The organism is Photorhabdus asymbiotica (genome assembly GCF_003634575.1).
GTDB classification, from domain to species: domain Bacteria; phylum Pseudomonadota; class Gammaproteobacteria; order Enterobacterales; family Enterobacteriaceae; genus Photorhabdus; species Photorhabdus asymbiotica.
Genome location: NZ_RBLJ01000004.1, coordinates 325,073 through 350,130, shown reverse-complemented (window position 1 = coordinate 350,130; position 25,058 = coordinate 325,073). Strand labels below are relative to the sequence as shown.

General features: G+C 39.9%; 24 protein-coding genes, 1 tRNA gene and 1 CRISPR repeat array. Of the genes, 4 read left to right on the top strand and 21 right to left on the bottom strand.

The window, feature by feature from the left end:
- Window positions 1-116: 116 nt before the first annotated feature.
- The 6 genes from cas6f to cas1f form a co-directional block, all read right to left on the bottom strand.
- Window positions 117-671 carry a type I-F CRISPR-associated endoribonuclease Cas6/Csy4 gene (cas6f, locus tag BDD30_RS17400; RefSeq protein ID WP_015834851.1) on the bottom strand — a complete coding sequence of 185 codons (555 nt, stop codon included), beginning with the start codon at window positions 669-671 and terminating at the stop codon, window positions 117-119.
- 9 nt (window positions 672-680) lie between these two features.
- Window positions 681-1,694, bottom strand: a complete 1,014-nt coding sequence (csy3, locus tag BDD30_RS17395; protein ID WP_015834852.1) for a type I-F CRISPR-associated protein Csy3 — start codon at window positions 1,692-1,694, stop codon at window positions 681-683.
- 22 nt (window positions 1,695-1,716) lie between these two features.
- Window positions 1,717-2,679, bottom strand: coding sequence for a type I-F CRISPR-associated protein Csy2 (csy2, locus tag BDD30_RS17390; protein WP_015834853.1), 963 nt, complete (start codon window positions 2,677-2,679; stop codon window positions 1,717-1,719).
- A complete protein-coding gene (csy1, locus tag BDD30_RS17385) occupies window positions 2,676-4,031 on the bottom strand; it encodes a type I-F CRISPR-associated protein Csy1 (RefSeq protein WP_015834854.1) in 1,356 nt (451 codons plus the stop codon). The genes csy2 and csy1 (BDD30_RS17385) overlap by 4 nt, the downstream gene beginning before the upstream one ends.
- A 91-nt stretch (window positions 4,032-4,122) precedes the next feature.
- Window positions 4,123-4,245, bottom strand: a complete 123-nt coding sequence (locus BDD30_RS25145) for a hypothetical protein (protein WP_479687542.1) — start codon at window positions 4,243-4,245, stop codon at window positions 4,123-4,125.
- Window positions 4,246-4,253: 8 nt separating this feature from the next.
- Entirely contained in the window at window positions 4,254-5,234 is a 981-nt protein-coding gene (gene cas1f, locus BDD30_RS17380; protein ID WP_041382026.1) for a type I-F CRISPR-associated endonuclease Cas1f, read from the bottom strand.
- A 147-nt stretch (window positions 5,235-5,381) separates the two neighbouring features.
- A CRISPR array of direct repeats spans window positions 5,382-5,829; the repeat unit is 28 nt; unit sequence TTTCTAAGCTGCCTGTACGGCAGTACAC.
- Window positions 5,830-6,752: 923 nt separating this feature from the next.
- Here cas1f and BDD30_RS17375 point away from each other — a divergent pair.
- On the top strand, window positions 6,753-7,070 hold the full coding sequence (locus BDD30_RS17375; protein WP_041382028.1) for a hypothetical protein: 318 nt from the start codon (window positions 6,753-6,755) through the stop codon (window positions 7,068-7,070).
- Window positions 7,071-7,553: 483 nt separating this feature from the next.
- Here the strand turns inward: BDD30_RS17375 and BDD30_RS17370 are convergent, their stop codons facing one another.
- From BDD30_RS17370 to BDD30_RS24775, 5 genes are all read right to left on the bottom strand, one after another.
- Window positions 7,554-7,949 carry a DUF1240 domain-containing protein gene (locus BDD30_RS17370; RefSeq protein WP_015834856.1) on the bottom strand — a complete coding sequence of 132 codons (396 nt, stop codon included), beginning with the start codon at window positions 7,947-7,949 and terminating at the stop codon, window positions 7,554-7,556.
- Window positions 7,946-8,911 (bottom strand): hypothetical protein, encoded by a 966-nt coding sequence (locus BDD30_RS17365; RefSeq protein WP_015834857.1) that lies wholly within the window; start codon window positions 8,909-8,911, stop codon window positions 7,946-7,948. Before BDD30_RS17365 ends, BDD30_RS17370 begins: the two co-directional genes overlap by 4 nt.
- Window positions 8,912-9,453: 542 nt before the next feature.
- Window positions 9,454-11,790 carry a primase-like DNA-binding domain-containing protein gene (locus BDD30_RS17360; RefSeq protein WP_015834858.1) on the bottom strand — a complete coding sequence of 779 codons (2,337 nt, stop codon included), beginning with the start codon at window positions 11,788-11,790 and terminating at the stop codon, window positions 9,454-9,456.
- Window positions 11,791-11,886: 96 nt separating this feature from the next.
- Window positions 11,887-12,246, bottom strand: a complete 360-nt coding sequence (locus tag BDD30_RS17355) for a hypothetical protein (protein WP_015834859.1) — start codon at window positions 12,244-12,246, stop codon at window positions 11,887-11,889.
- Window positions 12,239-12,364, bottom strand: a complete 126-nt coding sequence (locus BDD30_RS24775) for a hypothetical protein (protein ID WP_269450416.1) — start codon at window positions 12,362-12,364, stop codon at window positions 12,239-12,241. Before BDD30_RS24775 ends, BDD30_RS17355 begins: the two co-directional genes overlap by 8 nt.
- A gap of 189 nt (window positions 12,365-12,553) precedes the next feature.
- Between BDD30_RS24775 and BDD30_RS23740 the strand changes: the two genes are divergently transcribed.
- Window positions 12,554-12,865: a YlcI/YnfO family protein gene (locus tag BDD30_RS23740; protein ID WP_041382032.1), complete on the top strand. Its 312-nt coding sequence runs from the start codon at window positions 12,554-12,556 to the stop codon at window positions 12,863-12,865.
- A gap of 601 nt (window positions 12,866-13,466) precedes the next feature.
- Here BDD30_RS23740 and BDD30_RS17345 read toward each other — a convergent pair.
- The 6 genes from BDD30_RS17345 to BDD30_RS17320 form a co-directional block, all read right to left on the bottom strand.
- Window positions 13,467-14,273, bottom strand: a complete 807-nt coding sequence (locus BDD30_RS17345; RefSeq protein ID WP_015834861.1) for a phage antirepressor Ant — start codon at window positions 14,271-14,273, stop codon at window positions 13,467-13,469.
- A 21-nt stretch (window positions 14,274-14,294) separates the two neighbouring features.
- The gene (locus tag BDD30_RS17340) at window positions 14,295-14,570 is read right to left on the bottom strand and encodes a helix-turn-helix transcriptional regulator (RefSeq protein ID WP_041382034.1); all 276 of its coding nucleotides are present in this window, start codon (window positions 14,568-14,570) and stop codon (window positions 14,295-14,297) included.
- Window positions 14,570-14,785 carry a helix-turn-helix transcriptional regulator gene (locus BDD30_RS17335; protein WP_041382036.1) on the bottom strand — a complete coding sequence of 72 codons (216 nt, stop codon included), beginning with the start codon at window positions 14,783-14,785 and terminating at the stop codon, window positions 14,570-14,572. The genes BDD30_RS17340 and BDD30_RS17335 overlap by 1 nt, the downstream gene beginning before the upstream one ends.
- 121 nt (window positions 14,786-14,906) lie before the next feature.
- Window positions 14,907-15,863, bottom strand: coding sequence for a hypothetical protein (locus BDD30_RS17330; RefSeq protein WP_015834862.1), 957 nt, complete (start codon window positions 15,861-15,863; stop codon window positions 14,907-14,909).
- Between the two features lie 144 nt (window positions 15,864-16,007).
- Entirely contained in the window at window positions 16,008-17,222 is a 1,215-nt protein-coding gene (locus tag BDD30_RS17325; RefSeq protein WP_015834863.1) for a tyrosine-type recombinase/integrase, read from the bottom strand.
- A 175-nt stretch (window positions 17,223-17,397) separates the two neighbouring features.
- Window positions 17,398-17,485: transfer RNA gene (locus BDD30_RS17320), tRNA-Ser, on the bottom strand.
- 182 nt (window positions 17,486-17,667) lie between these two features.
- On the opposite strand from BDD30_RS17320, the gene tusE reads away from it, so the two are divergent.
- Window positions 17,668-17,997 (top strand): sulfurtransferase TusE, encoded by a 330-nt coding sequence (gene tusE, locus BDD30_RS17315; RefSeq protein WP_041382868.1) that lies wholly within the window; start codon window positions 17,668-17,670, stop codon window positions 17,995-17,997.
- A 12-nt stretch (window positions 17,998-18,009) separates the two neighbouring features.
- Here the strand turns inward: tusE and yccX are convergent, their stop codons facing one another.
- Complete coding sequence (gene yccX, locus BDD30_RS17310; RefSeq protein WP_015834865.1) at window positions 18,010-18,288, bottom strand: acylphosphatase; 279 nt, start codon at window positions 18,286-18,288, stop codon at window positions 18,010-18,012.
- A 207-nt stretch (window positions 18,289-18,495) separates the two neighbouring features.
- Here yccX and hspQ point away from each other — a divergent pair, with 207 nt between their 5' ends.
- Complete coding sequence (gene hspQ, locus BDD30_RS17305; RefSeq protein ID WP_071823725.1) at window positions 18,496-18,816, top strand: heat shock protein HspQ; 321 nt, start codon at window positions 18,496-18,498, stop codon at window positions 18,814-18,816.
- A gap of 119 nt (window positions 18,817-18,935) precedes the next feature.
- Here the strand turns inward: hspQ and csy1 (BDD30_RS17300) are convergent, their stop codons facing one another.
- The 3 genes from csy1 (BDD30_RS17300) to cas3f all read right to left on the bottom strand — a co-directional run bounded on the left by csy1 (BDD30_RS17300) (window position 18,936) and on the right by cas3f (window position 24,968).
- Window positions 18,936-20,291 (bottom strand): type I-F CRISPR-associated protein Csy1, encoded by a 1,356-nt coding sequence (gene csy1 / locus BDD30_RS17300; protein WP_015834867.1) that lies wholly within the window; start codon window positions 20,289-20,291, stop codon window positions 18,936-18,938.
- 555 nt (window positions 20,292-20,846) lie between these two features.
- Window positions 20,847-21,023, bottom strand: a complete 177-nt coding sequence (locus tag BDD30_RS23735; RefSeq protein ID WP_158307072.1) for a hypothetical protein — start codon at window positions 21,021-21,023, stop codon at window positions 20,847-20,849.
- Between the two features lie 660 nt (window positions 21,024-21,683).
- Entirely contained in the window at window positions 21,684-24,968 is a 3,285-nt protein-coding gene (gene cas3f / locus BDD30_RS17295; RefSeq protein WP_015834868.1) for a type I-F CRISPR-associated helicase Cas3f, read from the bottom strand.
- Between the last annotated feature and the right edge of the window lie 90 nt (window positions 24,969-25,058).

Genomic DNA, 25,058 nt, shown 5'->3' with positions numbered 1-25,058 from the left:
TTCTAACCGACTGATTATTAAAGAGCATAGTTATAAAAAGTGGAAAAACCCTTTTTATTAGTAGCGGCTAATCCCTTAAATAAATCAATAAGTTATGATTAACCGCTAAAAAAGGGTCAAAACCAAGGAATGGTAGCTGATGCACTTAATCCATAAGAGCTAAAAACTCCCGGTGTTGGCTTATCTTCTATTGGTCCCTGTTCGATAAACAATGGAAAGGTTTGCCTTGATGACAAACTCTTAACAAGCAAAAAAGGTAAATGAGTACGTTGCTCTTTGCTTATTGGAATACGCTGCCGAGCCTGTTCCTCCGTTAACCACCCTTTTTTAATCGAACGACGACGAAGCCGTTCCGCACTGCTTTTAACCTGTACCCGACTAACACGACGATATTGAGTATCTTGAGGCACTGGTTGGATATCCATAATCTCAGTATAATCCCTGAGTCCTTTTAACCAAGGTAATGCTTGCAAGTCATTCAATGCCTCGCTTGCACCGTGAATCCTCAGCTTGTCCCCCAGTGTTTTTCTCGCACACGGAAAACTAACCCCAATACGCCCGTTACCTACTTGCCCCAGCGCCCGATGCAGCTTAGCAAATAGTGCTTCCATCAGACTTTGCTTGCTAAATTCAGGATCGGGAAGGACAAGGATTTCAAAGTAATAATCCATTGCGGCCCCTTATTCACCTTTTTCACCGAAAACACCACCGCGGATTAAAATCGCCATAACATAGTGCTGTTGATCTACTTCTTCTGGCTTTTTTCCCTTGACAACCCAGTTATCCAGCAATGTATAAAAATCCATTTTTACTTTGGGCTGGCGATAAGCTTTACCGCGGCTGGTTACAGAGCCATAGGGTTCAACAGCAATTGGGCCAAGACCCAACTCCGTAGCGTCTGGATACCAAGAATCAATAGTGCGAAGCGCATTACCCACTTTCTGCGAATGTAATGCAGCAATTCCATTCACCTGATATAACACTTTGCTTTTTTTACTGTTACTGTCGAGAACCAATTCTTGAGAGGGGAAAATTTCCTGCCCATAACCCAAACGAACAAAAGCCTCAACGTTAAAGAAAGTTGATCCATTACCGGATAACCCTTCTTCAATTTCAGCAGCCAGTTCAGCTAAATCACCCTCTACCTTACCAAACTCACGTAAACTAAAATCTTCGCCATTAAACTCCCACCATTTACTGTCCTTACCCTTTACACGAACTTTAATTTCTTCTGCACCAACCCGGTTACGCCATAAAAACCGGCCATTAGCCAAGTTTTCTGCATAACGGGCTGCAAGTGTTTTAAATCCATGTTCAGCGATATAACCGTTGATTATGTTTGCTAGTTCAACTTGATAATCCTGATCGTTACATACCGATGGCGTTGAAAGATTGCCTAAGACCCGCAATGTGAAACTGACTTTTAGAGTATCAGAATCAAAAGGCAATGCAGCAACATCGACACGTTGTAGGTTTGCATTTTGAATCTCTGCATCCAATTTGGCCGGATCGCTGGTTAATGCGTTTTTTAATCGGTTAGAGATAGTCCCTCTAACAGCTTTCTCCTGAATAGCAATAGGTTGCCATTCACCATCAATTTGTTTCCAGTTTCCAGCAAACATTAAAGCATCAGAATTAGAAAGTTTACGTTCAAACGCCAGTACAGAAGCCGTTTTAATAGTTGATTTAGACATGTAAATATCCTTCTTTAATTAATCAGTCGATTATTCTTACTTTCTTATTGGGTTTGGATTGACGGGCAATAGTCTGTTGATTGCAACACCTGTAGACACCTTCTTGATAGTCATAACACCAAAGTAACTGGCGAATATCGTTAATATGATGCGGACTTTTCCATTCACCTATCCCATAGATTGCTTCTACAAAACGAAATGGCGTATTAGGATCACGGGTTTTATCTACTTGTCCAGCGGGATACAACGGCGATATAGCTTGATAACCTGTCATTAGAGGAACTAAATATCCCGAAGCAGGTTTGGGAACATATTCCCAATATGCCGGGTCACCAATTTCAGGCTGCTTATCCCTTTGTTTAGGGATAGCCTGCATTTTAATAGTAGTAAAATCAAGCCACGCATCAATCATTTCTACCTGAGAATTATCTTGTTTCAATTTTTCGTAGTGTTTAGCTAACAATTCAGAGCGATCTAACAGAGCAAAACCCGGCAGGAGACGACGCATTAACTTACAGGTTTCCTGTTCTTCCTGCGGAAAAGCAATAATATCCACTTTATCAATTTCAGTGATAGTACCACCCGCTAATCTCTGAGTTGGACATATTTCTAATAAATATTTCACCAATTCATTAGCTTTTGTATCGCCTGCAATTTCTCCAGAACATTCTATTAATAAAGAAACCGTCATATGCATACGACCTTCTTCATTAAATGCAGCGGTTTTTGCTTCTTTGGTAAGTGGTTTGCGGGTTAATGAGAAAGCTGCATCTCTAATTGGATCTGACTGATGAACATGCAATTGATGGTTATGACAAATAACGCCACAGTTTTCCAATTTTAAACCATAACTTTGTTGTAATTTGCGTGAAAGCACATGGGTAAACCCAAGAAAATGGGTTATTGCTGGAAAACCATAAGTTAATCCCGCAATAGCATTAGCATTTTCTACCTGTAGATGACGTAAAACAATCAGATGACTCATAGCGGCACCTTTGGTAATTCATTTTCGAATTCACGTAATCGCTTTCTGAACACAAAGGCCCACTCACGACGTTCAGGGTAAGCAACTTCTAATTCTTTATGCTTTAAGGCTGCATTCAGCCAGTAACCAAAATCTTTAGCAACCTCTTTTTTCCAGTCCCCCCCCTCACGCTCATATTGGAATATTTCATCAAATTCACAACGGTAAGGATCTAGCCAAAGTTGCTGAGAACGTTTTAATTCGCAGTCATCACTGGCACTCCAACCTTTAAATGCAACAAGACTTTGAACACTAGTAACATAATCAAACAGAGTATCTATAATTTCATCAACAAACTCCTGCCGCCGCCGTCGAATTTCTGCATTATTTTTACAATACCGTACACGCCTTAAATAACTTTTCATCTCCCAGATAGTATTACGTGCCAACGAATCAAATTCACCGCGTGAACGAAAAATAGATTTATGTTTTATTGGAGGTTTAGAAATCGTTTTCCAATTAGGAATAGAACAAGGTAAAAGCCAGACTCGTCCACCACGCACGCTATTAAGATAAGAGATATTTTGTGGCTTCGTACCACCAAAATTCTGTACCGCAGTATTAGGGTAAATCACTCTGATTCCTGGGTGCCAACCTTCCTCCTTTCTGGCTTTATTAATTTCCTTGGATAATTCACCAAAACGGGTTTCAATAATACGCTGATGCATAGCGTCTACCAAAGATGAAGAAAATAGTGGACTCAATAAATGATATTCGTCACATTCACTATTTACTGGAAAATAAATCTGTTTTGCTAGTTTATGCGAAGAGAGCGTTTCATCTGACAAAGCTTGGCGAAATCCATTCACCCAACATTCAAGTTGCTGCTCATCTTCCGCCAATTCAGCCAATGCTGAATAATCCCCCCGATTTAGACATGCTACCAATGAATCTTCTTGACATTCAGTTTGCAACAATTTTGCGACGTCCAAAGCAGCTGCATTTCCCACTGAGTCAACTACCGGTTTATACAATGTTGCAGTAGAAAGATATTCTGCATTTCTAGCCGAATTTAATGTTATTGCAAAAACGCTACTGCCTCTTGCATCACTATGAGTAAATTTCAGAGCATGTGTTACCAGACTAATTTGCTTTGCCCGGCTCGCTGCATCATCCAACCAATTTCTGACTTCATAGCGTTTTTCCAACTCTTTACGTTGCTCAGCGATATCCTGTTGAACAAGCGTTATATCTTCGGAAGTAGATAGCTTAGCCAGTTTCTTTTCTGCCTCTTTATCAAAAACCTCCAGCTTCGACTGCTTACGACTTTCAATATAGTCGACAATAAATCGACTCAACCCATTTTCATTCATAACCTCTTATTTCACCTTATCAATAATGGTTATCAGAATGCACTATCTCCCTAAAACAGAGAGATAGCACTATGCTTATTAGTCAATCAGTCTACTCGTAAGCAGAACTTTGACTGATAGTAACAGATACCGTGATTACTTTTTGGCTCTGAACAATTTGATCCAGAATTCGATGGGTTTCTGTTAGCGCCCGTTCGTTACATTGAGATATCAAGAGAATATTTATCGTGCCACTTGACTCAGTTGTTGAGCGGTTGTTTGCAGTGCATCAATCATGGTGTCCAATGCATCAGCTTTTTGAAATCCACTGATACAGCGTTGACGAAATTCCTGTTCATCTTCTCCAGCCATTGCTGCAATAAATGCTTGTGGCAATACCAACGCATCTTTAATTAGATCAGCAACATCAAAAACCAAACCACCACGACGAGTTTTGCCATGTAACACCGCCAAACCATGTGGTAAGCCAATGACCCAAGTCGCAACAGCCGCTAATCCATAAGCCAGATAATTACCGTGATCAAGAAAACGATTTGCCAAATCAACACCGCCACCACGTTTTGCCCGGACAAAATCGCCATAACTCACTGCATTTGCTGCCAGTTTATATAACGCTTTAGTCATCACAGCTTCTTGTGCCATTAAATCTTTATTATCACAACAATTTGCAAGATTCTGTTCATAACGTGTAAGTAATGACAATAAACTCTCACGATTAAGCATAAAAGAGTTGTCTCGCAACATTCGACTACTTAGCCAATGTTCACGGATTTGTGCGATGCGAATTTTCTGAAAAGCAATCGCTGCTGCTAATCGTTTTTCGTCATCAAACCAGAAACTCACCCAATCTTGTAAATATTCAGTAGGACGATATTCACTTTGTGGTGTCAGCCAAGATACATCCACTTCAACTTCATTAGCCGCAAACAGGGGTGTACCGCCACCACCACAAAAACCAACCAAAACACCTGCTTTAGCAAATTCACGCATTGCCGCCTGGGTAATAGAAGTCCCCGTTCCCAGCATAATTACCGTGGTATTTGCAATTGGAATATTCCAATATAGTGATTGTTTTCCCTCATCAGTGACATATTCAACACGGCCACCATTAACCAATACTCTGCAATATTGCAGGTAATAAATATTAGAGCGTTTGGAATGCAAAATCGTTTTGAGATCACTTGGAGAAAAGCTGTTATCCATAATAAGCATTACCTAAATTAATTTTACTTATGGCAAACATTATGCATAGATTTTACACAAGGTGAAATATCGCACATGTAAATTAAAATAATTTACAATTCTTTACTAATTTACAGTCATAGAGCCTTTACCGAAGAGAATAATTATATTCTAAGCTGCCTGTACGGCAGTACACTATGAACATTATCTTCATCAAATCTCAGCTCTTTTCTAAGCTGCCTGTACGGCAGTACACCGCTATGTTCATTCATCTTCAATTGCGGCGCTTTTCTAAGCTGCCTGTACGGCAGTACACTTTTAGACCTGTAGCTATTTCACCAACTGACTTTTCTAAGCTGCCTGTACGGCAGTACACAGCCTCTTGTCAGAGTAACGCATCCAATTGACTTTCTAAGCTGCCTGTACGGCAGTACACTTTTCTATGACATTCTTTTGTCAGATGGATTTTTTCTAAGCTGCCTGTACGGCAGTACACCTACGTTAGTCAATGTTACGAGACCGGCTGTATTTCTAAGCTGCCTGTACGGCAGTACACGCTTAGGTCACTTCATGGCTAAACATGATGATTTTCTAAGCTGCCTGTACGGCAGTACACTGTTACATATTAACTCTAACCTGTTGATTTTCAAATAGCATAACTGTTAAAAAGTGAAAAACCCTTTTTATAAGGGATAATTAATTTTACTATAAAATCAATTAGTTATAATTCACCTCAAAAAAAGGGTAAAAATAGGGTTTAGCAAAAATACCATCACACACTTAAATCACCAGTTCTAATATCTATACAACAAGTGAAAGAATTGCATATAAAACACTCAATAATGACATAATCATCAAATAAGATAAACTTTACACTCACTCTATTTAGAATATTCTGACCTAATATTTTTAAGTGCATTTACCAACGTGTGATATTGAACAACGTTAACTGAATACATCATATTTCACTCCATTCTTGTATAATTCCTATATGAAAATATAATTAAATTACTCTGGATTAAAGCAATAAATGTAATATTATTGCTCTAAAAATAATAATTAGAATTCCTTTAAATAATTCATTACTCTTTTTACTATCCCAATTAGAGCTATTTTATTTTTCATTCTTTTCTATAAAGAACAAAATCAAACAATACTTCAACACAATCGATAGCTTTTGAATGCAATTGAGTACAGAATGGTAGATGAATGAAACGAATCACTCCTTACGTACTGAGTGCACGTTCCGGGTTCTATTCGCTGTTCATTTATAAGAATAATGTGCAACAATTACTCCAATTAGGATCAAATCTTAGCTGATATTGGATTTAACCGATTTACCACAATATAATGAACACTTACTGCGTATTAATTATATGCAGAAATTTTGCTTACCACCTTTATGTTTACCTTATTCCTTTTACATCACTGATAAAATTCAATATTTAACTGCTTGAAATAAGTGTTAAGTTAAATATCACCGATAAATCACCTGCTATATAGGCAGTTAAGTAACCGTAACAATAAGGAAACAATAAAATGGCAATAATATACATAACCCCTAATCAGACCGTTGAGATTTATAATAAAGGCAATATATTCATCCCTTTTATACACAATGACGCAATTATAAAGAACAATGGCCCAGCACCAGTTAGGCTTATAAATTACTGGGCCCCTCCATCTGGAAATTATAATCAATATATTTCTATAGATATCCTACCAGGAGAAACCAGAACGCTTTCAGCACCTCCCAACCTTATTTACTATTATAAAGTTGAAGCGATCAATCTCAGCAATAACGAACCCACAGAAATTGAGTTTCTTGTGTTAACATCTGATCCTGATTGGAATTAATAGGTAAGACCTTCATTCTCTGCCCCAAACAAGGAGTTAAAAGATGGGGCATTCGGTCTTATCATCTCGGCAATTGTTATCCAATGTACTTATCTACGGCTTTACCTTCTTATTATAAACAGACATTAGCAATGAGGGATTACAATGAAATTTATCTGGGGTACGTTTCTTCCGCGAGAACTACCGCTTTAATTAATGAGAAGAAAGCCGCTACGACCAATGCTAAAAGTATAGTTATTTGATGCATATATCAGAAGGTAAAAAGTTATAAGTCTTTTTACAGAGATCATGAGACTCTTAAAGATATTAGGGGCGGATTCAACTAATAAGTGCAATTTTTTAGAAAGGCGGTCAGTTGCTATAGTCGGTATCTTTCCCACCACAGGAAAATGCGCTATGGCTTATATACAACTGACCGAAATAGAAAGATACCCGATTTCCAGTTTAAAAAAAGCCGGTTTTTGAAGTGACCCCCAAAAGTTTTCATTTACACAGTGATAAATCTTTTATATAGGTGGTTGGTGACATCCACGATAATTTATCACATGTCAGATAACCATCACTTTTTAATTTATAATCAACATAAAAAGAGATAGGAAAACTAATTATAAATGATGCAATCATCAACCTACTAAGATATTTAACAACTATCTTGTTAAATTTAGGTGGTCTATCAAATATAAAGAAAAAAATAGATACTGATAAAGAGTAAAATATTACAGGGAAAGATAAAATGCTTATAATAATTGCACCAGAGAATGTTATTTCATCTTTCATTAATACTAATGAAACAGCAGATTTAATAACGAAACACATCAGGAAAGTAAGGAATAATAACAATATTACTCCACCCAATGCTTTTAAATATTTGCTATTCACCTAATTCTTCCCATCGTATTAAAAAAATATTGTAAGTCTGCTTCCTGTGTTCTTGGCTTTCTCTTCATTGCTTCTTTTAGGGGAGCTATTAGTTTTTCACTTATTCCATATTGCTTATCAACAAGATCTAAACCAATAGCCACTAGAATTCCAACAGCTAAAACTATTCCCGCAACAGCAATAATACTGCCACCTAAAAAAGCAGCTGTAGTTAAAAGTGACCCTGCAATCCAAGAGGAAGCGGCAATAATAGCTGTTTTCGCCATGTCCATTGTTATGTTGCCAATAAAATCAGCCAATGTATATTCATCTTTAAATATACCTTCAATAATTCGATAACCAATAGAAAAAATAATACAAAACCTAACTCCACCAATGATACTTGAATTAAGACCTTGCTGCCCTATTCCCATCATTAACATTTGAGGATGATTGGCACAATATCGCGTTCCTCGGATAATACGTCTAAGACCTGCATGCCCTGATATATGAATATACCTTCTTCCATTTTCTCCTATATGCTCTGTGGCTGTAATACCCAATCTCTTAAATTCTCGAATAACATCATATAAGCCACGTGAATCATAGATATTTCCAGCATAGGTAGAAATAGGATCTGTGACAGAAAACACATATGACATAGGATTTTTTTTATTGTTATCTACTTCCATACCTCTTGCAAATGCTTCTCCGTAACTTGGATTTTCTGCTTCCGTACCTCTTGCAAAGGCTTCTCCATGACTTGGATTTTGTGGACGGAGGGGACTGATATCCTCAATAATACTTTTGGCTTCTGATAATGAAAGAACGATGTGATATTGGGTATTATCACTCAATACTTTTTCTAACCCAATGGCATCAAAAAATTCATGCTGGGGTTTTAGCTGATTAATTCCCACATTACCCCTTAAAACATCGCCCATATAACCATCCCAAGTGGGATTATATTTCTTATGTGTCATTCCTCAATTCTCCATAATATCCGTTATAAATAATTTCATTAGTTACTATTAAGGGATTTGTGCCACGACTCCCATATAGCATCAATTAAACAGGATATAACAGCAATGCTTATCTGTTCCAGCATGAATAAAAGATCACCAGTAAAATTGTGATTAACCTCTCTTCTTAAATAAAATCAGATAATTACCTAATTTAAATTTCAGATAGTACCCTAATAAAAAAACAAATTGATGCACTAAATTTATCTTCTTAGATTCCTCCGGCTTTTATTTGCCTGCCAGAAGATGCCCCCTAAAAATCTTTTTCACCCTCTCAGTTATGCACCCTCTGCATAATACCCTGAAAGCCTTGCTACATCTGGGGTTGATGCAATTAATATGATATTCACTGACTGTATCATCTGTTCACCCATTTTCTAGATTAATGAAGAGAATGTAGAGTTGATGTATAGTTAAAAAATAACTATACATCTATTATTTTCTTTTAAATATAACTAGATATTTGAAATGATGTATGGAATGCAGACTTAAAGCCAAAAATTTTATACAGGCGACTTGAAATCTCGACATTCAGGCACTGACGGTAGCCATTCTTCGGCTTCTTCCGATAACTCAACGTTATAAGAGTAACCTTTCTTGGTTCGCACTTTCCGATACTCCTTCCTATACTCCAGCATAATTTTGGGGAGTGATTCACCAAACTTGGTTAATGTCAACGGACGTTCAAACCCGTGTGCTTCCATAAAAGAAAGATAAGCATGATATAAATACATTCTCGGTGCGCGCGGGCTGATATTCTTATTACCCATCTTCATTCCAGTTGTATCATTGACAGACACCAGATAACCGCAAAAGCGATACAACGGATCAGAATTGCTTTTCACTGTTAATGCTTCGTTAGAATCGCGTTGCGTCTGTAGCAGTTTCTTAGCCTTATTCTGGTCGGCAAATTCGTTTAATAAATGACGGATAATCACCGGCAGTTCCCGACTGATTTTCTCCGGCAATTGTGGGTCTTTCTCGGATTCTTTGACCGGAATATTAAACGGGAATATTACTCGTCTTCTGGCAATACCGCCATTGCGTTCTGTAAAGCTCATCGGTTCATTATTGGTGGCTAATACGACAGCTTTAATAATGGTAGAAAATTGCTTCTCGTATTTTCCGTCAATTTCAATCAGGTCGCTGCCGGTAATGGCCTTAATGCCTGCCCCTTCACCGACATATTTAACCTGATCGGGCAGCGTAATCAGACTTTTCCCGACAAACTGATAGCGTCCTCTTGCTTCATCCAGCGCTCTCATATTGCCACTGGCCGTATTGTGTTCTCCCGCTAATAAGGTCGCAATATACGTAAAAATGCTTTTACCGCTGCCGCCTTCGCCTGTCACTTCAATAAAGAGCTGCCAGTCATAACGGTTTGCCAGAATCATAAACAAGGCGGCTTTGATGCGATTCATCTTGTTTTCATTCTGACCCGCTGCATGGGATAACCAACGATAAAAGTCAGGGGCATGATCCGGCAAGTTTTCACCAATAGCGGGCTGGGTAAACTTAATGCCATTATGGTTCATGAGCCAATGTTCAGGCTGATGGGGAATAAATTTCTGTGTCGATAGCTCATACACACCATTACTGAACCCAATTAAATCCTGCCGTTGTTCGCCGATAATCGGCACTTGTAATTTCATGGCACAAATAGCGTTATTGATCCCGTTTGGACTGTACGGGGTGTCGTGCTGGTCAAAGATCGCCACCATTGCGCGACGCAGCTCGTTATCCGATACGGTTTCCCATGTTGTGCCGTTATAGTGATAAACCATTTCGCTATCAGGATTAACAGCTACTTTGCCGTAACTTTCAACCAATAATGCCCCGCGTTGACTGGCGGCCATTTGTGCCAGATTGTTATTGGCCTTTTTGGGCTTTGCTTCGTGGATCTGCGCTGCTTCTGCGTTCACTGCCTTTTTCTCCCCCACCTGATATAGCCCGTGACTGAATGCCTGCTTTGCTGCCTCAATGCCGTGGCGCTGGCGATAGTCATCCCAATCGGCTTTATACTCTGTGGGCGGCAGCGTTACCCAACCATTAATCGCTTTGGCGGTCTTCTCTGCCGCTATCTTGCCGACGTTCTTCTTGGGTTTGCCGTTTTTGTCCAGCGCTCCCGGTTCGTACCAGTCGTTATCGGCGGCAAGAATGATCTTCGCGTCTGGCCACCGTTCTCTGACCTGTTCGGCCACGTTAGGTAAGTTGCCTTCATCAAGCGCTGCCAGTACCACACCTTCATGTAGCTGACTGACCGTTAAGGCCGTTGCATAACCTTCGGTAATGATAAGCGTGTCCGGTGTGCCGGTTATCTCAGACACGGGGATAACACTCCCCTTTTTCTGTGAGCCTGCAACAAGACGCTTTTCACCATTGGGCTTGATGGTTTGCGCACCCGTGATAGTGCCGTTCAGTGTCTGAGTGATCAGTAATAAAATCCCTTCTTTCAATAGCCGTTGTTTGGGGCATTGCAGCCCCTTTTTCGCCAGATAGCCGGATTGTCCAAATGTGGCACGAGCCAAGAGCCTGTTCACTTTCTCGATTATTGAGGGAGCCTCTTTTCTGGCAGGCTTAGATTCCGGTAAGGGCAGAGCCAGCGCACCCGAAACTAACTTAGCGGCTGCAAAGATAGTGATCCCTTTAACCCTTGCCACTAAATCCAGCCCGTCCCCGTGATTCGGCTCATCACACTGGCGACAATGCCAGTCGCCGTTACCGTGATCGTCGATGAAGTGAAAGCGGTCAGTTCCCCCACATATCGGGCAAGCGCCATGCTTACCCTTTGCCGGAACCTCAACGCCACAGGCGGACAATAGACTGTGCCAATGATTCATGGCGGATTTTTTTACCGTATGGATAAAGTCGAGGGGGAGAATTTTTTCATTGCTTTGACGGCTGTTATATCCATATGCAGATGATTGACTCATGGCTTATTCCTCATAAACAGCCGCTTGAAGCGCATGGTAGACCTCCTGATTGATATCACAAGCCAACGCAATCAGGTTATTTAAATCGATAGAACATTCAGACTTGGCTTTTTCAAGAATGACGTAAAATAAGGAGGCCGCCAGCCTTGTATTGTGCATGGCCTGATCCAATGAGATGGGCGCTCTGCGCTCGTACACGCTGACGATTTCAGTATCAACGGTTTCATTATCTGGCATACAAATATCGCGAATACGTTTGGCGGCTTTTTCCACACCGCGCAATGTTTTGTATTTGTAGCGGACAGCTTCTTTTTTTATCTCGCCTGTATGCTGATTTGTCGTGGTGACAATGATCTTAAACATGGCTTACCCCCTGAACGGAGATAAGGCGCACTGGGTGAAGATCTGTTAGTCGTTGATTATCTGATGCAATTAGGCATGTAAATTTAGGGCGAGTTTGAGTATGCTGTGGTGTAGCCATGATGTAAGACTCCTTTACATTGTGGTTAGAGGCTCAGTCAGTGTTCGCGCACTACTGGGCTTCGCTGTTTGTATACCTTGAATACCTAAAGTGTGTTTCATATTATTTTCATTAGAAACACACGTCAAGACTTTTTTGTATTTCTTTTTTGTGTATAATGAAACACACCAATTGTAAGGAGTTTCATTAATGCCAACACCAAACAAAAATGCAAAGTCACAGTTAACTACTGTTCGTGTACCCCATGATGTAATGGAGGGAATGGAAGAGGTAAAACAAGGCAATGAAAGTAACGCCGGATTTATTGTTACTGCAATGCGTGGGGAAATAGCCCGGCGACAAAGTGAAGGCAATGGCAAAGATCCACTCCTTTCCTCCCTTGATGCCCTTGTTCGTGTCGAAGAAATCGGCACAAAAGCCAATGAAGAAATAAAGCTCCTTATCAGTATTGCGCGGGAAGAACTCCAGCAGCGCAAAGCCAAAGCATCATCTGAGCAGTAGCCAACCAACAGACAATTAGTCCGGTGGTTTACATCATCTGAGCAATAACTAACCAAGTGAATATTATTCACTGGGTTCAAATCAACTGTGGTGTAAATCCCCACGGTTGCCGTAGGTGGGAAGGTATTGGGTATTGAGGAAATCCCAATACCTTCAAAAGGTGAGTTACAATCAGTGCGTTTACTAACCAACCCGATGTTATCGGGGAACCTAACTGAACCTCTTAAAGAGGGGAAGTTAACTGATTGATTCAAAGCTGATTGACGCCAAAGGGTAGCATTCGCCGTGCTATCCTTTTCTTTTTGTGCTCCACTCAATGAGGATCGCAAAGTTTGCGAGTAACTATCAGTTACGCCCAAAGTCCGATTATCGGATATTGAATTTTGCATACCGATATTTTCGGCGCTCAAATTATAAGCAGACTGCAAATTTGCAGCTTGATTAAATACCAGTGAGTTAGTGTAATCAGACAATTTTTTGGCCGATTGGAACTGAGCGAAATTTTTCGCTGATTGACAGGCCAAAGTGAGGACTTTGACAGTAGGACTCCTTAAACTCAAGGAGCCACTAGAAATAATTGGATAACTTAAAGTTATAGAATTCATTGCTTCGCTTCCATGCGCTGCGCTAACCAGCGTTGAGCCAGTTCCGTTAATTGGGCTTTCCGTGTCTCTGACGGTGTATCCAAATCAAGAAATGCACAGTTACGTGACTCCAAGTAAGCCAGTAGCTGTAACTGCTCTACAGTCATATTGTCTCTGACTTCTTTAGATTTAATACCCTTATTTTTAGCCCATCTGACAGGATCTATACCCAGCACCAATTTATTGATGAACCTGGATTCATTGCTGTAAGCAAAGCCCTTTTGATTGTCTCCGGTGCGCTCAATATATCCTTTCATCGCATCAGCCATGCTTTTATGATCTTCACAGGCAGCGACACGATTTTTACGCCAGTTCATCAGCGCAGCTTGGTGTTCTTCTGGTGCAACACGGCGCAGACGTTTTTCACAGTCGATAAAGTACTGGCGAGCCTCTTTACCTTCTTCGGTGCGTTCCACCATAGAAAGCTCTTTCGCCATATCAGAGCTAATCCGGTATTCAGTTCTCGGACGACCTTTTTTGGAATTTTCCAAATAAGTCTCGTAGTCCTCATTTTCAATAAAACCGTATTGCTCAATGCGCTGTTTTATCCAGCTAGCGAACAGTTCCTTATTGCCAAGAAACTTATGCAGGTTTCTGGCATCAGTAACCATTGCTGCTTTTCCATTAATAGTTCCCGCTGTTAACGGGATCATTTCGGCATAATTCTTTTTTAGGTTCTCTTTGCGCTGAACTAAAATAGGCTCTTGGTTGTTTTCAGCGTGAGCAAGTTCCTGACCGATTAAGGCCATATTTTTAGATATCATATTTTTTTTACCCTGTCTTAGTTAATTTGATTTTCGGCTGTAAGGGTTATTGATGTTCTCTACTTTGGGCGGATTGCGCATCCACCATAAGACATCGCTTAATAACCACGCACAAGAATTACGTCCGAAATGACAACGTGGCGGAAATAAACCTAATCCCTCTAATTTATGGCAATGGCTGCGAGAAATGCCGGATATTTTTTCCCGTTCTCTTTCCCTGATTCGCCTTTCAGATTCACCATAGGCGGAAAGAATATATTTCCTCTGTTCATCGGTAGGTAATATAAATTTTGTCATTACATCACCTCGCCGCGAGATTCAGCGATACGTTGTGATATCCAGTCATCAACTTCTGACTCAACGAAAGCGACTGAGCGAGTGCCGATTTTTATTTGCTTTGGAAATTTATTGTCTGCAATGAGTTTGTAGATCCATGCCTTGCCGTAACCAGTACGGCGCTGAACTTCGGGTAAACGAATAAGATTTTCTTTTGATGTGATAGTTGCTGGCATGTTGCCCCCTGTTATCTAGTCCTTGTTCCACCTTAGTGGACGTTTGTTGATTACAGGGGATATTAAGAATGATTTTTAGTGAGGAAGCATTGCACACAAAATTGTAATCTTGCATGCAATATTAATTAATTGATTTATATAGTTTATTTGCCTTTGAAAAAATTCCATTTATAGCTCTTTCTTTCATGTTTTTTATCTTTTTCTCATCGATGGATAATGCCAAGTCTCCTTGAGTCCATTTTTTAGTTCTGGATGTCACTTCTTGCAATACAGCCCCTAGCAGCATCATAATTTGTTCCCTTGAAACAGACTCATTAACATCAGATAGGGATCTTTCAAAATTAGATAAATTAATGGGTGACATACCAATTTCACAATCAACTGGAAGTCCATCAGCAGGATAATAATGCCTATCATCTAAGTATAAGGATTTAAAATTAATATCTAAGTCATCATCCCAACTAGATAAAATTTCATCATTAAATTTTGACATTAAATTATACAATCGGCCATCACTATCTCTAAGAAAAACTCCATCTATATTATAAAAAGCACATGGTTCTCTTTTGTTATTTATTTCAATGAGAGACTCAACATCAATTCGTTCTGAGCCAATAAGCGGAAGTTCGAAAATAAAATCGTTCATACTCTTGACACTGTCTACATAATCCCAATAAAAGTATCTAGCTTGATTAAGAAAGAAATCATAAGACATTTCATGCTTTTCAATGTTTGATTTTCTAATCTTGGAAATATAAAGATCGTATTCCTCTTTATAAAAAATTTCCTGTAACTTTTTATACTCTTTTTCACCAATATTATTTTTTTCGGTTGAAAATAGTTCAAACTTAAACATCTTATCTAAATATTCTATGTATGGAGTAGATTTTTTTTCAATCTCTCTAATTACATGATACTGATTCCGGGGAAATTTTACAGAAAGAATTAATTCGTTATCTAGTGCTAACTCCATTAAATCCAAAGCATTTATATGTTCTTCAAGGGATAAAGATAATCTCGTAGCTGCCTCATTTAGATTAATCCATTTTTTTACTTTAAGAATTTTACTTGTAACCATTCCGCCACCTCACGTCCTCTATTGGTAGAAGCTATGCCAGTCCGTAGAGGTGTACGGATTTTCGGGGATCAGCCTAGGCATAGCTTTATTCTTTAACGTCTTGGATAGTCTACTAAAGTCAATTAGCGCTGTCTATTCATCCAGTTAAGCACGCTTCCCAAATTTGCCATGTACCACATTTTCGCCTCGTTCAAGTGCGTCCATGTAGTCGGCATACCATTGAAGCATCTCCCTACGACCATCCAGATATTGAGCATGGTTATACGTTCCACGAATAGAATTCTTATCAACGTGTGCAAGTTGCGTTTCAATCCACTCAGAGGGGTAATTTTGTTCGTGCAAAATAGTACTCATTGTGTGGCGGAATCCGTGGCCTGTAGCTCGCCCTGAATATCCCATTCGGCGGATCATGGTATTGAGTGCCATATCAGAAAGATGCTTTCTATAATCTGTACGACTTGGGAAAACATATTGATAACTACCACTAATAGGCTGTATCTGCTTCAATAAATTAATAACTTGCTCTGATAATGGCACAATATGAGCACGTCGCATTTTCATTTTCTCAGCCGATATTTCCCAAATAGCCTTATCTAAATCAATCTCTGACCATTCAGCTTTGCGTAATTCACCGGGGCGAACACCTGTTAATATAAGAATACGCAAAGCCGTTCTGACAATTTGGCTACCCATATATTTATCAATAGAGCGCAGAAATTCAGGCAATTCACCGACCGAAAGATGGGCGTAATGTTCACGCTTATGAGGGATAAAGGCACTCGCTAAATCTGGCGCTGGATTATACTCTGCCCTACCAGTAATAATTGCATATTTCCACACCTCACCGCAGCGTTGCCGAACTTTCTTCAACTTTTCTGTCGTTCCTCTCTTTTCCATAATAGAAAGGACTTCCAATAGTTCGAGTGGCTTTATTTCTGCAATCGGGCGATCGCCTATATAAGGAAATACATCATTTTCAAATGCGGACATCATATCTTCACGGTAACCGACCGACCACCTATCCTTGCGGCTGTTATACCATTCAAGCGCAATATTCTTAAATGTGTGTTCTGTTTGATTAATAGCTGCCGTTTTTTCCGCTTTTCTGGCTTCACTCGGATTAATTCCATTGGCCACCAGCTTTCTTGCTTCATCACGTTTAGCTCTAGCTTCCGTGAGTGTTACTACTGGATAAACCCCTAATGAGATCATTTTGGTTTTACCCGCAAATTGATAACGGTATCGCCAACCTTTAGAACCCTTGGTATCGATTAACAAAGATAGCCCGTTACCATCCGCCAGCGTATAGGCTTTTTCCTTTGGTTTGGCTCGTTTGATTGCCAAGTCTGTTAGCTTCATAAACCACCCGATATTGTATAGAAAAAATGTATAGGGAATTTCTATACAAAAAACTATACAACAAATTGTAGAGATTTAGGAAGACGACAGTAGACCTTGATATAAGGAGATATTAGTTTTTTGTTTGATTTTGTTGGAAAAAGTAGACTTTAAGAGATGCTAGTAGAAGTGTAGATGGCGGAGGAGGAGAGATTCGAACTCTCGGATGGTTTCCCATCGGCGGTTTTCAAGACCGCTGCCTTAAGCCGCTCGGCCACCCCTCCGCAATGGGGTGCACTATAAACAGCACCAAGGAAGATGTAAAGACTCTTCCTGTTCGATTGCCGTAATTTTACCCTTTTTCACCATTGTTAGCTTATTTTATCCGCACAGACACATCCCCTCCTTGGGCATAAAGGTGATTTTTGCTAAATTACTACCATCTTTTTTTGATGGTGAAGGAATTATGTTGGTATTCGAAGGTCGTGAGATCGAAACCGATGCACAAGGTTATCTGAAAAATAGCTGTGACTGGCAGGAAGCAATAGCTTTACTTCTCGCTGAACAGGAAGAAATAGTTTTGACTGAACAGCACTGGGAAGTCATTAATTTTGTCAGGGGATTTTATGAAGAATTTAATACATCCCCAGCTATCCGTATGCTGGTAAAAGCAATGGCACAAAAGTATGGCGAAGAAAAAGGCAACAGCCGCTATCTTTACCGTTTATTTCCCAAAGGTCCGGCAAAGCAGGCAACTAAAATCGCAGGGCTGCCAAAACCAGTAAAATGCATCTGATAATAACCGGGTTCAGTGGCGGACGCCAAAATCTGCAATATCCTCCACTGCACAGGGATGAGACGAAAAGCTATCTATTCGCGCTCCCGGTGGTCCCCCTTGTTCTAACCAATGAGTCAATTTCTTCAGTTGTTCAGCATCACCATAAGCAACGATTTTGACACTACCATCATGCAAATTACAAACATAGCCTGTCAGCTTATTAGATTTCGCCCAACGAAAAGTTTGATAGCGAAATCCAACCCCTTGAACCCGGCCATAAGCATAAATGATTAACCCATATTTAATCATAATTACCCAGTCACCTTGCGGTATCGCTCACATATATAACTTATAGTTAAGCACATTATTCCTAGTTGTGTTTTATATTTACTACAGCTAATCTGAAATGGATGAAGCACACGCAAAAAAAAATGGCTTCAACTACCGGGTATGCTCTTGTAATTCACCTTACTGCCCTTATATCAGTGTCAATACAAAATCTCTTTGGAGGTGACTATGATTATCGCCAGCAAATTCGGTATCGGCCAACAGGTACGTCATAAACTTCTCGGATATCTGGGAGTCATTGTAGACATTGATGTGGAATACTCTCTAGAACAACCTCAAGAGGATGACATTGCATCTAATGCTACTTTGCGCTCAGCTCCTTGGTACCATGTTGTGATGGAAGATGACGACGGCCAACCCGTACATACTTATTTGGCCGAAGCGCAATTAGCCTATGAAGCATCAGACGATCATCCAGAACAACCTTCTTTGGATGAGCTAGCAGAATCTATCCGCAATCAGTTACTCGCTCCACGACTGCGTAATTAACCCCTTTATATTTCAAAAGGGCAATTATTATGTTTTTAAACTGACTGTACTACTTAGGCGTCAGTGCTTCTATTTATTACCCAGGTCCTTTTTAACATGGTACAAAACAATTAGATAACTCATAACGGTACCTCTGGTAATTCATCCTCAAATTCACGTAGGCGTTTTTTAAACACAGAGGCCCACTCATTACGTTCAGTCAATCCAACTTCTAACCGTTCATGACGCAATTCGTTGTTCAGCCAAAGACCAAAGTCGTCGGCAATTTCTTTCTTCCAGTCTCCACCTTCACGTTCAAATTTGAATATTTCATCCTGTTGACAACGATAAGGATCAAGCCAAAGCTGCTGAGAACGTTTTAAATCACAATTCGCACTCCAACCTTTAAATTCAACCTGATCCTGTACGCTAGCAACATAATCAAATAAAATATCAATAATTTCATCAATATATGCTTGACGCTTCTGCCGAATTTCTTCCGTACGTTTTTGTGCACGAAATAGATATTTCCGCATCAATCTGACAGTATCATAAGATAACCGAACAAACTGACTACGCTGTTCAAAAATAGATCGCTGCCGTTCCGGAAGCTTGATATTACTCTGCCAATTAGGAGGAGAACAAGATAAAAGCCAAACTCGTCCACCTAGTACATTATTAAGGTAAGAAATATTTTGTGGCTTAGTTCCCCCCATATTCTGTATAGCCGTATTGGGATAAATTACTCTAGTTCCAGGATGCCAACGTTCTTCTTTCTTTGCCTTATTAATGTCTTTCGATAATTCACTAAAGCGGGCTTCAGCGATACGCTGATACATAGCATGAATCAGAGATGACGAAAATAGTGGACTTAATAAATGATACTCACCACATTCACCGTTTACCGGGAAATAAAGTTGCTTTGCTAGTTTATGAGAAGAACGCGTTTCATCTGACAAAGCTTGACGGAATCCATTCACCCAACGCTCAAGTTGCTGTTCATTTTCCGCAAGTTCAGCTAATGCGGAATAATCCCTCCTACTCAAGCACTCTATTAATGAATCTCCCTGATATTCCGTTTGTAATAATTTTGCGACCTCAAGATATTTCGCATCCACTACTATATCGATTACCGGTTTATACAAGACAGAAGTAGAAAGATACTGAGTATTTTCTTTTGCATCTGACAATACTAAAAGAATACTGCTTCCTTTTGCATTACTATGGGTATATTTCGGGGCATGGGTTGCTCGGCTGATTTTCTTTGCGTGGTTGGCTGCATTATCTAACCAATTCCTAACTTCATAAGATTCTTCCAACTCCTTACGTTTATCTGCGAGCTTTTGTTGAATCATTGTTATATCCTCCGAAGAAGTTAGCTTTGCCAGTTTTTCCCCCGCCTTTCTATCAAAATCTTCCAACTTTGACTGTAGCTTTAATTGCTTACAACTTCCAATATAATCGACAATAAATCGACTTAATCTATTTTCATTCATAGGCTCTTACCTACCTTATCAAAATGATAATCTGGGTACTCGCTAAATTTAGCGCGAAAACATAATTTGGCACATCAACCCCAACCAATAAATACTCCAATCCTGCATTCATCACCCTAACCAGGGTATTTTAATTTATTTCGTTCATTTTCTTTACCAAGATTTCTCCTCTGTCTATTTCACAACAAAATACCTAAAAATCATCCTATTTTCACTCCAAAAGTCATGGCATTAAACCTGTTTCTTCTGTCAATTCAAAATGAATGAACACGCCCATAAAACATCTCATCATCAATGACACATTTATTAGAGAGTTTATCTCTTTAAACGTTCAATTTATTTTAAAAAAAAGAACCCTCTTCTTTAAGTACTTTTGAAGGATAATCCGCAATTTTATATAGAATTTAATCCTTCAAACATTTATGATTCTAAGTGCAGGTACTGCCGTACAGGCAGCTTAGAAATATCTATATATCTACTACCTTAAGACAAAAACCAACTGCCGTGCAGGCAGCGCGGGCAAAACCATTCAAGGACCTTGCCCGCGCATATTCATTACAAACTACCAATATCCCCACAAAGCTGCTCTCCATAGCGACAAAATATGCATACCTCCTGCTGCCTTACTATCTTCAATTCATCATGAGAAATATTTGCACAATTTAACCACACTACAAAAAATACAATGTACATCAATCCCCCTCTCCTTTTCTCCTCCATTTTCTTTTTCATTCGACACCTTTAGCTTATGATTCTGAACAAAATGATTATTTATTGATCTATACAGACAATAAATAACAATAAATCAATACAATTTACAAAAACAATTTAATTAAAATTTTTTATAATATATAAAGATAGGTTTATATAAATTAAAACGTCGACAGGCAGAGAATTTGAAGAGGCAATACCTGTTGCATTGAGCGCATTCTTATTGCCGCACAATGATCAACCCTACTTCAATATCGAATACAGAATATGTGCCAAAAAACTGAGGTTAGTTCAACCACCACAGACAAACGGAATACCACGTATTACCCAGCAATATCGGCATAATCATAATAATGTCCCGAATTTTTCGATAGCATAAGTTGAAGGATTGCTACTAATTCAATAGTCATTTGGCTTGGGTTGATCGAGATTTCAAAAACTGAACTTGAACGCTTCGATGTTTTCATATTCATCCATTGATTGATAGAGCAACCGGCTTGCCGTTCTTATTAATCTGGATTAGGGCACGCTACGCTCTTAACAGCATATCGCCAAAGTGAGTTTTGGCTTCATTGGCAGAAAATACACCCATATTTGTGAGCCTCACAAATATCGTTCGATTCATTTAATATAATCGAACGATAATCACCACGATTATTACCTAAAAACACCGCATGTCATTCAGGAAACTTCTTTAAACACACCTAAAAACGGGTGGTAACACCATGCTTCTCCATCAGCTTTTTTCCTAAGACGAATCTCACCAAAATGTTGACTTACATTTCTTAACTCCATTTCTTTGGTATCAGCCAAATTCTGGTAAATTGTCTCAGTATCAAGTTCAATCCAGACACTCACACCCGGCGCAAACGATAATTCCGATACATAATCAAAAGAGCCGTTTTCTTTCATTCCTGCCGGACCACTGTCCAGAGCCATAAACTTCGCTTCCTCACCCTCTTCTTCAAGCCACAAATAATATAATTCGTCGGGTTCTGACTGACGAAATGGCTTATGACGCTGTAATTCCGCACACCATGAAGCCTGCTCTCGCCACCAAAAAGCAGCACAGTAACGATATTTATCATCAGGATCACCTTGAAGCTCTTCCCACAAACGTTGATGTTCAAGATCAACCAGATTTCCAAAAGGTGAACTATTCCCAGCTTCATTGCGTTCCTTTATTCTGGGCAATGCACTGATTAATTCATACTGATAAGGTTCCAGTAATTCACATAAATCATGGCTGGCAAGGCGATAATTCGTTGACTCAAACCCTGGGCGACAATAAGCCGGATGTTCTAAATTAGTCGCTTTCAGCGCCTTATAGTTTTTCGCTAGAATATGAAGATTGGGCATCTTTGGCTCTTTTTGCCGATGCCGTTGGATACGTCCGGCAAGTTGTATCAATGAACGCATTGAACTCGGCTCTGCAATGCTCCAATCGTAATCATGATCCCGACCAACTTCAGCGACAGATGTGGCGAGTACGACAAAAATATGATGCTTCTCTGGCAGCTTCTCTAATGCCTTACGGATTTCTGCCACCTGCCACAATGCCTTTTCATCGTAACGCGTTAATGTGGAATCCAACCGATGTTCAAGATGGGAACGTACCGCCAATGGATGCTGGCTGTGATAGATACAATAATGGATATGTACATTTTTAGAAGATGGTATCTGCAACAGCCGCTGTGTTACGGCAACCAGTGGATTGATGTTTGCCATACGGATTAAACCAATAGAAACAGTTTTACCCGATGAATGGGTTTGATGATGTTCTCTACGTAGTTTCAACATAGAGCGATGCATTGCCTTTGCCATAGCCTGAATTACAATTTCAGTTTTATGTTTTTCAGCCGTTATAGGCACCAACTCTGCTTTACGTAATGGCACCTGTTTTTCTAAACAGCTCACACGCTTGACGACAAAGGCAGCATGCTGATCTTTAAACTGCTGCGCATTGATAACATCCAGTTGCGCCACATTATATTCATCAAACCAAGCACAACAGATATTCACTGGGGCGCCTGGTTGACCACATGCCAACTGGTAATCTTGACGTCCGGCCCGATAAGCATTGAACAATGTTTGAATCTGCGCTGGGGGTAACGTGGCAGATGAAAGCAACACCCGCGAACCCAATAGTCCTGCCCAGTTCACTAATCGGCATAAAGCTGACAAATCGTTAATATCAAAATCATCTGGCTCATCTAACACCAAATCAGATGTGAGTAATCTCAGCATGGGTGCAATTTGCTTCCCACCACGAATTCCTTCAGTAGCCGGAATTAAATGGTCAATGGTTGCCACCAAAACAGGTGCGCTAAGCAGCCGATTAAGTTTATTATCTTTACGTAGCCAATGACTCAGACGCCCATCATCTAAGCTGCCGTCGTAACTAATATATTGATGCTCTGCAAATAACTCTTCCGCAGATATACTGCCCACGTCAGGCTCCAGCGCCTTTTGCTGGAGGTAATGTAACTCCTTCACTGCTTGCGAACCAATCAGTACCGCTAAATCATCTTCTTCTAAATGCAGCCTTTTACGTAATGCCCCACCCGTTTGTAACGTTAACGTTCTTAACCCTAAGGCAATAGAAAAACGGCATCCTTGTTTTTCATCCGCTAATCCATACATGATGCGTGCATTCGCAAACGTTTTACCACAACCCGTAGAAGCCATATTAATGCCAAAAAAGCCCTGCTCTGCTGAACGCTCACGTAAAGCACATGCAACATCAAATGCCTGATCCTGCCAGCGATATTTTTCATCTTTACTGCGTTGTTTAAATCCTTTATGGCGGGTAATCGCAGGCAGCGTTTTACGAATATGCGGCAAACTTCTCCCCAGTAATAAAGCATTCTGTCCGACACCAATATTGTGTTCATCTAACCGCTGTTTGCACTCGCCAGTGGTTCTGTCGGTATTGGCAAATACATTATAGTTGACATCCTGCCAACCCAAAGTTGCTGGCAATGATGAATAGTGATGATCGGCCAGCATTAAAATCAATCGAGACATATGGCTAGTAAAACGCTGATTCAGATTGCCATATTGCAATAATAATAATGATGTTGATTGCAGCGCTCTTCGCGCAAATTTTTGCGCTTTCTGACACCAAGTCTGACTACGGATAGGTGTACCATTTGGGAATGTCCAAACATCACGCTTATCCTGAACACTCCAAACCTTCTTATCCATGTTGACTGAGTTCCACGATGGTTCTAAGTACTTAGTCAACCAATTATCAATGTATTTCAATTGCGGTTCGTTTGAATAATTACTGTCATAAGAAGGATAAACAGGCAAACGATGATGAGAGAGGATTAGCCAAGCGACAGTAGTTGCCAATGGCGGTAAATTATCAAAAGGGTTTACATAGGGAACAATACCATCCTTAATCAAATGGGAAAGAATCTTATCCTCATTACCAGAATCAATCTGACTCAACGAAGTCAGCCATTCCTTATCATTTTGCTTATCAACAAATGCCTGAAATAATCGCAGAGATACCCATTCATGTCGGTACGGTTGAAACCGCCCATCTCCTTGTAAACCTTGCTGGAACAATGCATTAGCTTTACCAAAATCATGAAATAGTCCGGCAATCGCTGCCAGCAAACTGATGGCTTCAACACTGTGCCAATGATTCTCATCCTGACTTTTTAATACATCACGCTGTGTCGTATTAGTGGGTACAACTCCCCGTGAGTTAAAACGTCGCAAATTCCCGACTATCCATAACAGCTCAGTTTGGCTGCCACTTTTTATCCAATGGCAGGCCACCGCCGTATTACGACGTGCCGTTTTACGTAATAGCTTACGTAAAGTACTTAAGCCTTCTAGTGTGATAGCCGTTTGCCAGGTTCTATCACCTTTACGTTCAGCAAATTGATCCAGAATTCGGCGGGTTTCTGTTAGTGCGCGTTTGTTACATTGAGATACCAAGAGAATATTCATCGTACCACCTGACTCAGTTGTTGAGGGGTTGTTTGCAAAGCATCAATCATGGTGTCCAATACATCTCTTTTTTGAAATCCACTAATGCAG

Bases quoted from the DNA above. Each gene is read 5' to 3' on its own strand.
- cas6f (WP_015834851.1), bottom strand. From the start codon at position 671: ATGGATTATTACTTTGAAATCCTTGTCCTTCCCGATCCTGAATTTAGC.
- csy3 (WP_015834852.1), bottom strand. From the start codon at position 1,694: ATGTCTAAATCAACTATTAAAACGGCTTCTGTACTGGCGTTTGAACGT.
- csy2 (WP_015834853.1), bottom strand. From the start codon at position 2,679: ATGAGTCATCTGATTGTTTTACGTCATCTACAGGTAGAAAATGCTAAT.
- csy1 (WP_015834854.1), bottom strand. From the start codon at position 4,031: ATGAATGAAAATGGGTTGAGTCGATTTATTGTCGACTATATTGAAAGT.
- cas1f (WP_041382026.1), bottom strand. From the start codon at position 5,234: ATGGATAACAGCTTTTCTCCAAGTGATCTCAAAACGATTTTGCATTCC.
- BDD30_RS17375 (WP_041382028.1), top strand. From the start codon at position 6,753: ATGGCAATAATATACATAACCCCTAATCAGACCGTTGAGATTTATAAT.
- BDD30_RS17365 (WP_015834857.1), bottom strand. From the start codon at position 8,911: ATGACACATAAGAAATATAATCCCACTTGGGATGGTTATATGGGCGAT.
- BDD30_RS17360 (WP_015834858.1), bottom strand. From the start codon at position 11,790: ATGAATCATTGGCACAGTCTATTGTCCGCCTGTGGCGTTGAGGTTCCG.
- BDD30_RS17355 (WP_015834859.1), bottom strand. From the start codon at position 12,246: ATGTTTAAGATCATTGTCACCACGACAAATCAGCATACAGGCGAGATA.
- BDD30_RS24775 (WP_269450416.1), bottom strand. From the start codon at position 12,364: ATGGCTACACCACAGCATACTCAAACTCGCCCTAAATTTACATGCCTA.
- BDD30_RS23740 (WP_041382032.1), top strand. From the start codon at position 12,554: ATGCCAACACCAAACAAAAATGCAAAGTCACAGTTAACTACTGTTCGT.
- BDD30_RS17345 (WP_015834861.1), bottom strand. From the start codon at position 14,273: ATGATATCTAAAAATATGGCCTTAATCGGTCAGGAACTTGCTCACGCT.
- BDD30_RS17340 (WP_041382034.1), bottom strand. From the start codon at position 14,570: ATGACAAAATTTATATTACCTACCGATGAACAGAGGAAATATATTCTT.
- BDD30_RS17335 (WP_041382036.1), bottom strand. From the start codon at position 14,785: ATGCCAGCAACTATCACATCAAAAGAAAATCTTATTCGTTTACCCGAA.
- BDD30_RS17330 (WP_015834862.1), bottom strand. From the start codon at position 15,863: ATGGTTACAAGTAAAATTCTTAAAGTAAAAAAATGGATTAATCTAAAT.
- BDD30_RS17325 (WP_015834863.1), bottom strand. From the start codon at position 17,222: ATGAAGCTAACAGACTTGGCAATCAAACGAGCCAAACCAAAGGAAAAA.
- tusE (WP_041382868.1), top strand. From the start codon at position 17,668: ATGTTGGTATTCGAAGGTCGTGAGATCGAAACCGATGCACAAGGTTAT.
- yccX (WP_015834865.1), bottom strand. From the start codon at position 18,288: ATGATTAAATATGGGTTAATCATTTATGCTTATGGCCGGGTTCAAGGG.
- hspQ (WP_071823725.1), top strand. From the start codon at position 18,496: ATGATTATCGCCAGCAAATTCGGTATCGGCCAACAGGTACGTCATAAA.
- csy1 (WP_015834867.1), bottom strand. From the start codon at position 20,291: ATGAATGAAAATAGATTAAGTCGATTTATTGTCGATTATATTGGAAGT.
- BDD30_RS23735 (WP_158307072.1), bottom strand. From the start codon at position 21,023: ATGAAAAAGAAAATGGAGGAGAAAAGGAGAGGGGGATTGATGTACATT.
- cas3f (WP_015834868.1), bottom strand. From the start codon at position 24,968: ATGAATATTCTCTTGGTATCTCAATGTAACAAACGCGCACTAACAGAA.